This is a genomic window from Halopseudomonas sp. T1L2 (assembly GCF_055397385.1).
The window spans coordinates 1637594-1649593 of sequence record NZ_AP040865.1; the positions used below are offsets into that span (position 1 = coordinate 1637594).

The window sequence follows — 12000 nt, forward strand, 5'->3', positions numbered from 1 at the left end:
CTGACAGTGACGATCTCACTACGGACCGGTGCGGTGCTGTGCGGGCTGTTAATGCTGACAGCCTGCAACTCGTTGACGTCAGACACCATCAGCTCCTTTCGACTGCTGTTTGACGAAGACCGTAATCGCATACCGGCGGAGCGGGTAAACGATCCCCGCGCAGACACCCTGCTGGTGTCCACCGCCAGTGCTCAGGGACTGTTTATTGCGCCGCCCGGTAGCCACGGCCAGATTCAGTGGCGAGGTGTGACCGAACAGCTTGAGACCGATAACGGCCGCATTACCCAGCTGGTTGGCATGGACGTCGAAGTTCTGGTTCCGCTCGCAGCCAACGATCCATTCCGCAGTGACCTGATTGGCGTAGCCGACGGTACCCGCATCAGCCGGCTGGTAGATCTGCCGCTGACCTATCAAACCGGCCTGCACCAGGAAGCGGTCTACTATCGCGGCCCCCTTGAGGCAATCGGTCAGCAATCGTTGCAACGTATCGACGAACATATCCGAATGGAGCAGATTGGTTTCCAGACAACCAATTACTACTGGCTCGACCCGGAGACCGGCCGCGTGCGCCGCAGCATCCAGAATCCGGCACCCGGCCTGCCAACGTTTGACTTGCTGTTTACCCACCAACCGGCTCGGGGCAAGCAACCTTGAAACGGCTGACACTTCCGCTGCTTGCGCTGATCCCTGCGCTGTACGTCGCACCGCTGATGGCCAGCAACCTGATGGTTGAGGGGCAGGTTCAGACTCCCGGAGAGTACGCCTGGCGGGACGGATTACGCCTGCTGGATCTGACAACGTCAGCCGGCGTCAGCGTTAACAGCTGGCCATTGGGTGCCGCATTGCTGCGTGAGAGCGCGGAGCCGGACCAACGCAAACTCAAGGCGGGCGTTCTGTTCGACCTGGGCACCGCCCGGGTCAAGGCCGCGACCATCGGCGACAATTCCCTCACGGATCTGCTTTCCGATCTGCAGGAGCAGGTACAGCGAATGCCGATAACCGGCAGAATCCAGGCCGAGATGAATCCGCTGAAGCAGCGCCTGGCTCGCTACAATCCGCTGCTTGAGCCTGGCGATCATCTGGTCTACCCGGCAAATCCCGGCACGATCAAGGTTACCGGAGCGGTCACTGCGACCTGCACTCTGGACTTTGTATCGGGCTTGCGTCCCCAACGATATATCGATCAGTGCCCACGTCACTGGGTAGCAAACCCCGACGAGATCTATTTGATACAACCGGACGGGGCTGTTACCCGTCTGGGTGTTGCATCATGGAACAGCGAAGATGCCTGGCTCGCAGAGGGCGGCATGATCTATGTCCCCTTGCGCGCGGCGCTGTTCAGTGACAGCGGAAATACCTTCAATAACGAGATGGCAGCCTTGCTTGCAACCCAGTACACCGGCGTAGAGGCTTCCGCAGACCATGAGTAACCTGCTTCGTCGACTGGCCACCGTATCCACGCTACCGTTGCTGGCCGCCGGAGCCAGCTGCGCACTGGCCAGTGAGAACCCGCGCTACCGCACTACCCAGCACGACTTTGGCGGTGTCGGTCTGCTGCAAACGCCCACTGCACGCATGGCACCAGCAGGCGAGTTCAGCTTCAATGCCAACCGCACCTCGCCCTACTCACGCTACAGCATTTCGGTGCAACCGCTACCGTGGCTGGAAAGTACCATCCGCTATATCGCGATCAGCAACATTAATTATGGCGACGAGGGTTTCAGCGACCAGAGCCTGAAAGACAAGGCAATCGATGCCAAGTTTCGACTCTGGCAAGAGAGTCGCTGGCTGCCGCAGGTTGCTCTGGGTTTTCGCGACATCGGCGGTACCGGCCTGTTCTCGAGTGAATTCATCGTCGCCAACAAACGCTTCTACGACCTGGATTTCAGTCTTGGCATAGCCTGGGGCTACATCGGGAACCGCGGTGACTTCGGCAATCCCCTGTCGCTGATCAGCGACAGTTTTGATGATCGTGCCCGCAACGACGACCCCGGCGGCACGTTGAATACCAGCAGCTATTTCAGTGGTCGCCCCGCATTGTTCGGCGGTATCGAGTACCAGACGCCGTGGGACAACGTGCGGTTGAAACTGGAGGTTGAGGGTAACGATTACCAGTCGGAACCGTTCCGTAACAACCAGGCGCAGGACCACCCGGTCAACCTGGGGGTGCTCTACAGCCTGGGCAGCAACGTTGACCTGACGGCAGCCTGGGAGCGCGGCAATACGGCCATGTTCGGCATTACCCTGCGCTCCAACGTCAAGTCCGTACAACGCCCACCCAAGTTGCTGGACCCGGCTCCCGAACCCCGCCGCCCGCTTCCCGCAGGCGTCAATGGCGCGGATATCGACTGGGCCAATATCAGCCAGAGGCTGGAAGATAACGCCGGGATCGCGGTTGAGAGCATCGCCGTCAACGGTGATGAGGTAGTCATTACCGGCCAACAGACTACCTATCCCAGCGATGCGGAGGGTATGAGTCGAGCCGCCCGGGTGCTGGATAACAGTCTGGGAGAAGGCAGCTACGACTGGTACACGCTGGTACACAAGCCCTACGGCATGGCGCTGAACCAGACCAGCGTGAATGCGCAGACACTGCGTGAATACGAACGTTTCGAAACAGACCGTCGTGCTTTGCGTTATGGCATGGAGAACGCGGTTCCGTCGGTACGCCAGGGTGGCGAGGTGTACAACGGTGAGCTTGATCGAGCCAACGCAGGCCTGGCACTCGGCTACCGGCAGAACGTGGGCGGCCCGGACAGTTTCATCCTCTACCAGTTCCTGCTGCGCGCCAACGGTCAGTTCTACTTCGACCGCAACAAATGGCTTGATGGCACAGTGGGCATCAACCTGCTGAACAACTATGACAAGTTCGAATACGACGGTCCAAGCAACCTGCCGCGTGTTCGTACGGACCTGCGCCAGTACCTGACGAGCTCCGACGTTCAGCTGAACCGTCTGCAATATACGCAGACCGAGCAGATCAATCGGGACTGGTTCGGCATGGCGTATGCCGGTTTGCTGGAAGACATGTACGGCGGCATTGGCGCTGAGGTGCTCTATCGGCCGCATGGTGTCGATTGGGCGGTTGGCGTAGACGTCAACTGGGTCAAGCAGCGTGGCTACAGACAGGACTTCAGCTTCCGTGATTATTCGACGCTGACAGGCCATGTCACCGGCTACCTGCGCACCGGTTTCCATGACGTGCTGATCAAAGGCAGCGTAGGTCGTTATCTGGCCGGGGACATTGGCGGTACCATTGATCTGTCCAGACGCTTCCGCAACGGCTTCGAGTTTGGTGGCTGGGCAACCTTTACCGACGTATCCAAGGAAGAGTTTGGCGAAGGCAGCTTCGACAAGGGTGTTTACCTCAGGGTGCCTTTCGACGCCTTTTTCCTGAGTTCGACCAAATCCGTGGGTACGCTCAGCTGGAACCCGCTGACCCGAGATGGTGGCGCCAAGCTTTGGCGTAACTATGAACTCTACCGTCTGACTCAAGACCGGGATCTGGACCGTTTCGACAATAGCTTTCAGAATCTGACACGCTGACCATGAAGCTGCTCATCGAGCGCCTGATGGTGCGCTACAGCCTGTGGTTCAAACTGACATTCTTTGCACTGCTCGCATTGGGCCTGTACCTGGGCATGCGCCCAACACCGCCCCCCACAGCCTATGCCTGGCAGGCCTCCGGTTATCACGCCGGAGGCATTTTTGCCCTGACCCTGCTCAGCTTTGCAGCCTTTCCACGCTGGCGCTGGTGGTTCCGCGCCGGCTTTATGAGCCTGGTCGGACTGGCTGTTGAACTGGTCCAGTCACTGCACCCCACCCGCTCCCCCGACTGGGGAGACATTCTGGCAAACAGCACCGGACTGGTGGCCGGGCTACTGCTGATCGCAGCCTGGCTGATGTTGACCCGGCAGGTTCGATCTTAGCCACCTCACCCATTCGAGCCATGCTCGAGCCAAAAACACTATTTGCATCACATCTTCTGAATTCATCGTCAGGACTTCCAGCTTCCCGCTGCTAAGGTTCCCATTGGAACAACGACAAGGAAGATCAATGTCCCGCGACTACTTCAGCCCCCGATTCGATCGCACCCATCTCTGGCAAGGCTGGCAGCGCCCCAGCGCTCAGCCCGAACGTCAGATCCCCTATGATGTTCAACTGATTACCCTGAAACTGGCCGATGCCATTCCGCAAAGCAGCCAGCGCATCATCAGTCACGCCATCAGGGACTACCCGCAGGCCCAGCGGGCACTGCAGCGACGTCAGCAACTGGAAGAAGTACTGCAGCAAGGCAAGGGTTGCTGCCTGCTGCAGCACCCGTTGATGGCTGCCGAGCTGACCGACGCGCTGGAGCTGCACAACCGCAAGCGCTACAAGCTGATCGCCTGGTGCATCATGCCCAACCACGCCCACATCCTGCTTGAACCCACCTACTCAATGCCGCGCATCGTCCAGGCCTGGAAAACAGCTACGACTCGCTGGATGCTGATGCACAAGGAAGAGCTGCAACTGCCAACACCCGGACGCATGCTGTGGATGCGCGACTACTGGGATCGCTACATTCCGAACGCACGGGAAATACCGCCCGCCATCCGCCAGGTCCACAACAGTCCGGTCGCAGCCGGACTGTGCACTCAGCCTGCCGAGTGGCGCTGGTCGAGTCTGTCCGCCAAGATGAACTGAACAACCCTGTTGCGCGAAACCTGATGGTATCCTTCAGGCCCGCTCAACCGTTTCAGGAACCGCCATGCAGGCCAGTGACCAACAGCAGCTCGTAGATGCACTCATCCCGCTCAGTCGTGCGGCCGGCAGGCTGATCATGGATATCTACCACAGCGATTTTGCCGTGCGGGGCAAGGCGGATGCCTCTCCGGTCACAGAAGCCGACGAAAAGGCCGAAGCCATTATTCTTGAGGGGTTGGCCGCCCTGCCATTGTCCTTTCCGGTGGTGGCAGAAGAAGCCTGTGCAGCCGGCAACATCCCTGATGTCGACGACTGCTTCTGGCTGGTCGACCCGCTGGACGGTACCCGTGAGTTCGTCAACCGCAACGGCGAATTTACCGTCAACATTGCCCTGATTGAGCACGGACGTCCGATACTGGGGGTGGTTCTGGCTCCGGCCCTGGATCAGTTGTACACCGGCTCACTGGCCGGGGGGGCGTTTTACCAGGACAGTAGCGGGCGACACGCGATTCGGGTGCGCCAGCCTGCCGCTGATGGCATGGACGTTCTGGCCAGCCGCTCTCACGGCGATGCAGACGCACTCCAGCGGCTGCTGGCCGGCCGCCCGGTTCGTAACCTGATCAACGCAGGCTCGTCACTGAAACTGTGCCTGATCGCTGCGGGCAAGGCAGACCTGTATCCGAGACAGGGACGCACCATGGAGTGGGATATTGCAGCGGGTCATGCCGTACTCGCGGCCGCTGGCGGCCAGATCCAGACGTTCGATGGCGCACCGCTGCTCTATGGCAAACCCGGTTTCGAGAACCCGCATTTTGTTGCCAGCGGTGGCCTGCCGTTCTTCTGAGAACGATCCGATATCGATTTGCGCCAAGAGACACACAAGGCAGTGCCGGCTTGAGCCTCGCCCCGGCGGCGCTCATAATGCTCGGCCCGCCCTATAGCTCACCTCGCAGGCCCGATGCATGTTCCGCTGGTTCGAAAAACGTCTTGACCCCTTTCCCACCGAAGAGCTGAGCGAACCACCGCGCCGGCTGCTGCCATTTTGCCTGCACTTCACCCGTGGAGCCTGGCCTTACATCATTCTCGCCTCGCTGCTGATGGCCTGCATTGCCATTGCCGAGGTCTGGCTGTTCGGCTTTCTGGGCAGCATTGTTGACTGGCTTTCAGTCCAGAACCGCGACACCTTCCTGCAAACAGAAGGCTGGAAGCTGGCGGGCATGGCCTTTATGGTGCTGGTCGCACTGCCGGCGTTGATCTTCGTCAACAGCCTGATGACGCACCAGACGCTGATGGGCAACTATCCAATGCGCATCCGCTGGCTGGTCCACCGCTACCTGCTCCGGCAGTCGATGGCGTTCTACCAGGACGAGTTTGCCGGCCGCATCGCAACCAAGCTGATGCAGACCGCATTGGCCGTGCGCGAATGCGTGATCAAGCTGATCGACGTGCTGAACTACATCTGCGTCTACTTTATCGGCACCCTGCTGCTGGTTGGCAACGCCGACTGGCGTCTGATGCTGCCTCTGCTGGGATGGCTGGTAGGGTATGTATTACTGATGCGGCACTATATCCCGATTCTCGGCCGCGTCGCCGAAGCCCAGGCCGATGCGCGCTCGGTGATGACCGGCCGAATTGTTGACAGCTACACCAATATCCAGACGGTCAAGCTGTTCTCCCATGCCCGCCGCGAATCCGCCTATGCCCGCGAAGGCATGGACGGCTTCATGACCACCGTTTACACCCAGATGCGGCTGGTCACCACCCTCTATACCCTGCTCTACCTGCTCAATGCCCTGTTGCTGCTGGGCGTCGCCGGGCTGGCGCTGTGGCTCTGGGTGCAAGGCAGTATCAGCGTCGGCGCCGTGGCCGTCGCCGTTGGCCTAGTGCTGCGCCTGTGGGGTATGTCGCAGTGGATCATGTGGGAACTGTCGGCGCTGTTTGAAAACATCGGTACCGTGCAGGATGGCATCAGTTCAATCTCACGCCCGCAGCTTGTCGAGGACGTGCCACAGGCGCCGGCGCTGCGGGTAACGCAGGGCGATATCTGTTTCGAGTCCGTGGAGTTTCACTATGGCAAGGGCGGCGGCGTGATGGATCACCTCAACCTGCATATCCGTCCTGGCGAGAAGATCGGCCTGGTTGGCCGCTCCGGCGCCGGCAAATCGACCCTGGTCAACCTGCTGCTGCGCTTCTATGACGTTGAAAGCGGGCGCATTCTGATTGATGGCCAGAATATTGCCGAGGTCAGGCAGGACAGTCTGCGTGAGCAGATCGGCATGGTCACCCAGGACACCTCGCTGCTGCATCGCTCTGTGCGCGACAACATCCTCTACGGTCGTCCCGACGCCGATGAGCGATTGATGCTGCAGGCAGCCCGAGACGCCGAAGCAGATCAGTTCATCGCAACCCTGGAGGATGCACAGGGTCGTCGCGGCTTCGACGCCCACGTTGGCGAGCGGGGCGTCAAACTGTCCGGCGGTCAGCGCCAACGCATCGCCATCGCCCGGGTCATGCTCAAGGACGCGCCCATCCTGATCCTTGACGAGGCCACCTCGGCACTGGACTCCGACGTAGAGGCCGCCATCCAGCAGAACCTGAACCGGCTGATGGACGGCAAGACCGTCATCGCCATCGCTCACCGCCTGTCCACCATCGCGCAGATGGATCGACTGGTGGTGATGGAGCAAGGCAGGATCATCGAACAGGGCTCCCATACCGAACTGCTGGCACAGGGTGGCCTTTACGCCCGTCTGTGGGCGCGCCAATCCGGCGGATTCATCGGCGAAGACCTGGAAGAAACCGGCGAGCCGGCCTGAGCCTTGCACTTATCCGCCGTCATCAAGCCAGATGATGCAGCCCGCACGGGCGGCTATGAGGGTCTAGAATCACGGAGCAGATCAATAACAACAAGGAAGATCGCAAATGAAGTTTCCCATGCGGGCTCTGGCCCTGGCCGGGCTGTGCAGCCTGGCTCCTCTGGCGCTCGCCACCAGCTACTCAAGCCCTGAAGTCATCGTTGCCCCCTCCCCGTTCAAGGGCGTCCACGGCCTGGCCGTCGACAAGCAGGGCCGCCTGCTTGCCGGCAGCGTGGTCGGCAACAGCATCTACCAGGTTGATATCGACAACGGCAGCGTGAGCACCCTGATCGGCCCGGACGACGGCCAGGCCGACGACATCGCCATCGGCCCCAACGGCGAGATGGCCTGGACTGGTTTCTACTCCGGCCGCGTGCTGTATCGGGACAACGACGACGCTCCGATCCAGGTGCTCGCAAGCGATCTGCCCGGCATCAACTCGCTGGACTTCAACGACGAAACCGGCGCGCTCTACGCCAGTCAGGTATTTCTCGGCGATGCCCTGTGGGAGATCGACCGCACCGGCCAGCAACCACCCAGACTGATCGCCAAGGACATGGGCGGCTTCAATGGCTTCGAAGTCGGAGCCGACGGCTGGCTGTATGGCCCGCTCTGGTTCAAGGGCCAGGTGGTACGCATCAACCCGGAAGATGGCGAGATCAAGGTCATCTCCAGCGACTTCAAGACCCCGGCTGCAGCCAACTTCGACTCCAAGGGCAACCTCTACGCCATCGATACCTTCAGCGGGCAACTCAAACAGGTTGACCAGCGCAGCGGCGAAACCCGTGTGATCGCCCAGCTGGACAGCGCACTGGATAATCTGGCGCTGGACGCGCAGGACAACATCTACGTGTCCAACATGGCCAACAACCGCATCACCCGGGTCAACCCGCAGACCGGCGAGGCCCGGCAGATTGTCGGCGGCGAACTGGCGGTTCCGGCCGGGCTGACCCTGAGCGAAGACGGCAAGACCCTGTATATCGCCGACGTTTTCGCACTGCGTGCGATCGACACCGCCAGTGGCAAGGTGACCGACCTACGCCGGGCCCACGGTTCCGACGCCGAGTACCCGATCAATGTCGGCCTCGGCAAAGAGCGCCTGCTGGTCACCAGCTTCTCGACCGGCACCCTGCAACTGATCAGCCGCGCCGACAACAGCACGCTGGCGATGGTCCATCAGCTCAATGCCCCGTCGGCGGCCGTTGAGTTGGAAGATGGCAGTATCCTGGTCAGCGAAATGGGCACCGGCAAGCTGCTGAGGCTGTCGGGGGCTGATCTTGGCGAGCGCATCGACGTCCTCAACGGGCTGCAAGGCCCCGTGCAGATGATCCGGGCGCGTGACGGCATGGTCTATCTGACGCAAATGAGCGGCGTCCTGAGCCGCTTCAACCCTGCCACGGGTGAACTGACCAGCGTAGCCGAAGGCCTGCGTCTGCCGGAGGGGCTTGCCGAGCTGCCGGATGGCCACCTCCTGGTAGCCGAGCCGAGCGCCCAGCGCCTGGTAACCATCAACCCCCAAACCGGTGAGAGCACAATCGCTGCCGAGCAGCTGCCGATAGGCCTCAAACCCGGGCCCGGGATGCCTCCAACCGGTATTCCAACGGCTCTGGCGGCGGATGCACAGGGGCGCGTATACTTCGCCTCCGACATCGACAACGGCCTCTATCGACTAACCCCTCAGTGATAGAGCGGGTCGATGCAAAGACAGCAGCGACCCGCCCTCGATAGTGAAAACGGACCCTTTCCTGTCAGGGGGAGCGGAATTATCTACCGCTTCCCGTGGTCATTCCATTTGTGCATATTGAAATGGCTGTAAACAGGAGACATTCCGATGCCTTCCACTTTCAAGAATCTGTTCCTGCCTGCGCTGCTTGCAGGCGTCACCGCTTTATCCCCTCTGGCTCACGCTGAATCTCCCCGTAACCTCGGCTGGATCGAGCATGGCGTCATCGAGCCGGCCGACATGACCGTCAAGTTCAAGCTCGATACCGGTGCACTCACCTCCTCCATGCACGCCGAGGATATTGAGCGCTTCGAGCGCGACGGTCAGCAGTGGGTGCGTTTCAAGGTCACCCTGGAAGACCTGAAATCAGACCGTCTGATCAGCGAAACCTTTGAGCGACCTCTGGAGCGCGATCTTCGCGTGCGCGGTGCCGGTGGTTCGGAACAGCGTCCGGTCGTGCGCATGGATGTGTGTGTTGCCGGCGAGCGCCTGAATGAAGAGTTTTCCCTGCGCGACCGCAGCAATATGCATTACCCGGTTCTGCTGGGACGTCGTACTCTGGACCGACTGGGCAACGTAGACAGCTCGCGTACCTTCACCACCTCTCCCGATTGCACAACCGGCAATGCATGACGCCTCTGAGCAGGATCTCGACAGTCGCTACCAGCTGGCCTGCCAGTTGGCACGCGAGGCGGCTCAGCGCGGTCTGACCCTCTATCGCCAGCGCGATCAGCTGGCGGTAGAGCACAAGGGCGGCTTTAACCAGGATATGGTCAGCGCTGCCGACCGCGAACTCGAAGACTTCATCCGTGCGCAGCTGATGGCCGCGTTCCCCGAGGACGGCTTTGTTGGCGAGGAAACCGGCGCCGAGCGACTCAATGCACGCTGTGTTTGGGTGGTTGACCCCATTGACGGCACCGCCTGCTTTCTCCACGGCCTGCACAACTGGTGCGTGTCCATCGGCCTGCTGGTCGATGGCGTACCGACCATTGGCGTCGTAGCAGACCCAAATCACGACGAGGTGTTTCATGGCGGTCGCGGTTTCGGTGCCTGGGTCAACGCGCAACCGATACGGGTCAGCGAGGCAACCGACCTGCACGCCGGTTTACTGGGTGTAGGTACCTTCTACGCAGACGGAAAGCAGCACTTCATGCCGTTCCTGGGCAAACTGCTGGACGCAGGAGGGATGTTCCTGCGCAACGGCTCGGGCGCACTGATGACCGCCTACGTCGCCGCCGGGCGGCTGCTGGGTTACTACGAGACCCGTCTGAAAAGCTGGGATTGTGTTGCCGGCCTGGCCCTGCTGGCTGAATCCGGCGGGCGCAGCAACAACTTCCTGCGCGGCGAAGGGCTACTCAAGGGCAACCCCTACCTGGTCACCTGCCCCGGCGTATACGATCAGGTCGCCGGGATGATTGGCCCGTCCCTTGAGGCCGACTAGGCCATCAGACGGGTTGTTCTGCCAGCCCCAGACCTGCATCACCCAGGCGAGCCTGCTCCACTCGATTGCGGCCGTGCGCCTTGCCCCGGTAAAGCGCGCGATCGGCACGGGCAATGGCACTGCTGAAGCTTTCCCGGTCATTCAACTGACTGATACCCGCACAGAGCGTGACCTGCAGGCCCGGCTTCAGATCAGTCCATTCCAGCGCCTGCACCGCAGCCCGAATCCGCTCTGCGGCTACAAGGGCCTGCTCCGGATCGGTTTCCGGCAGTACCGCGAGAAACTCCTCGCCACCCCAGCGGCCGACAAAGTCCTGTTCACGGGCCTGATCACGCAATAGCAGCGCAACCCGCTGCAGCACCCGATCTCCCAGTTCATGACCATACTGGTCGTTAATGTCCTTGAAATGATCAAGGTCCATCAGCATCAGCGTCAGCTTCCCCTGTTGACGCTGTTCCCGGGCAAGCAGCTTTTCGGTCAGGTCAACCATATGCCGCCGATTGAACAGGCCGGTCAACGGGTCGGTGGTCGCCATGCGTGCCAGTCGCCGGTGCGCCCGGGTCACCGTCACCACGTAATACATGGTCAGGTAGGCAAACATCAGGAAAACGGTCGTGAAGTTAAAGATATTGACGAACAGCAGCGCGTTGGCCGAGATCGGCTGCAGCGGTTCAATGAACCACATCAACACATACAGACCAACGTAATAGCCCCACAGGCAGACTGCCAGAATCCACGCGCTGCGCTCACGCAAGGTGGCAAACAGCGCCGGAATGAACATCAGCAGGAAGTAATGGAAACCGCTGTCCCAGCCAACCATCACCGTTCCCAGTGCCGCATGCACCAGCACCTCGGTGCGGATCAGCATGATTGCCAGGCGGTTGGCGCGATCGCGAAATGCACGATAGGCCCAAACATACATGGCAACGCTGATCACGTTGATCCAGGCCAGAATTGGCGAGCCAAGCCAAAGGAAAATAAAAAAGAAACAGATGTCGACGGTTGCGGCTAACTGACAACAACGCATGGACAAAGCCCAGAACTCGGGACGTTGCTCACTGCGGTGCATATCCGCGTTGTTTTTATGTGACATGCCTGGACGTTCGCTCCTGAACCCGCTGGCAGAACGCAAAATGCGTAACCCTTGACATTGTAGGTGTCACATCACCGGCCGCCAACCTGAACAGGCGTATAAAGTCGCAATCAAGCCATCAGGGAACACAGCCAAGGGTACGGGGGCGAACAAAGACAACCAAAACGAACAGGCCGCCCGAAGGCGGCCTTGAGACAAGCCC

11 protein-coding genes are annotated in these 12000 nt (G+C 60.5%); 10 read left to right on the forward strand and 1 reads right to left on the reverse strand.

Annotated features, from left to right (window positions below; all coding sequences use genetic code 11):
• Positions 1-6 precede the first annotated feature (6 nt).
• The 10 genes from ACZ5WQ_RS07615 (at position 7) to ACZ5WQ_RS07660 (ending at position 10705) form a co-directional block, all read left to right on the forward strand.
• Complete coding sequence (locus ACZ5WQ_RS07615; RefSeq protein ID WP_464383493.1) at positions 7-654, forward strand: YjbF family lipoprotein; 648 nt, start codon at positions 7-9, stop codon at positions 652-654.
• Positions 651-1430 carry a capsule biosynthesis GfcC family protein gene (locus ACZ5WQ_RS07620; RefSeq protein WP_335598711.1) on the forward strand — a complete coding sequence of 260 codons (780 nt, stop codon included), beginning with the start codon at positions 651-653 and terminating at the stop codon, positions 1428-1430. The genes ACZ5WQ_RS07615 and ACZ5WQ_RS07620 overlap by 4 nt, the downstream gene beginning before the upstream one ends.
• The gene (locus tag ACZ5WQ_RS07625; protein ID WP_335598712.1) at positions 1423-3546 is read left to right on the forward strand and encodes a YjbH domain-containing protein; all 2124 of its coding nucleotides are present in this window, start codon (positions 1423-1425) and stop codon (positions 3544-3546) included. The genes ACZ5WQ_RS07620 and ACZ5WQ_RS07625 overlap by 8 nt, the downstream gene beginning before the upstream one ends.
• A 2-nt stretch (positions 3547-3548) precedes the next feature.
• A complete protein-coding gene (locus ACZ5WQ_RS07630) occupies positions 3549-3929 on the forward strand; it encodes a VanZ family protein (RefSeq protein ID WP_464383494.1) in 381 nt (126 codons plus the stop codon).
• Between the two features lie 127 nt (positions 3930-4056).
• Positions 4057-4686, forward strand: coding sequence for a transposase (locus tag ACZ5WQ_RS07635; protein WP_464383495.1), 630 nt, complete (start codon positions 4057-4059; stop codon positions 4684-4686).
• Positions 4687-4750: 64 nt separating this feature from the next.
• Positions 4751-5530: a 3'(2'),5'-bisphosphate nucleotidase CysQ gene (gene cysQ / locus ACZ5WQ_RS07640; protein WP_269687065.1), complete on the forward strand. Its 780-nt coding sequence runs from the start codon at positions 4751-4753 to the stop codon at positions 5528-5530.
• Positions 5531-5648: 118 nt separating this feature from the next.
• Entirely contained in the window at positions 5649-7502 is a 1854-nt protein-coding gene (locus ACZ5WQ_RS07645) for an ABC transporter ATP-binding protein (RefSeq protein WP_464383496.1), read from the forward strand.
• A 106-nt stretch (positions 7503-7608) separates the two neighbouring features.
• Positions 7609-9225 (forward strand): Vgb family protein, encoded by a 1617-nt coding sequence (locus tag ACZ5WQ_RS07650; protein WP_464383497.1) that lies wholly within the window; start codon positions 7609-7611, stop codon positions 9223-9225.
• Between the two features lie 147 nt (positions 9226-9372).
• Positions 9373-9897, forward strand: a complete 525-nt coding sequence (gene rloA3 / locus ACZ5WQ_RS07655; protein WP_228246119.1) for a retropepsin-like aspartic peptidase RloA3 — start codon at positions 9373-9375, stop codon at positions 9895-9897.
• Positions 9890-10705 (forward strand): inositol monophosphatase family protein, encoded by an 816-nt coding sequence (locus ACZ5WQ_RS07660; protein ID WP_464383498.1) that lies wholly within the window; start codon positions 9890-9892, stop codon positions 10703-10705. The genes rloA3 and ACZ5WQ_RS07660 overlap by 8 nt, the downstream gene beginning before the upstream one ends.
• A gap of 4 nt (positions 10706-10709) precedes the next feature.
• On the opposite strand, the gene ACZ5WQ_RS07665 is transcribed toward ACZ5WQ_RS07660, so the two are convergent.
• Entirely contained in the window at positions 10710-11798 is a 1089-nt protein-coding gene (locus ACZ5WQ_RS07665; protein ID WP_464383499.1) for a GGDEF domain-containing protein, read from the reverse strand.
• Positions 11799-12000 lie beyond the last annotated feature (202 nt).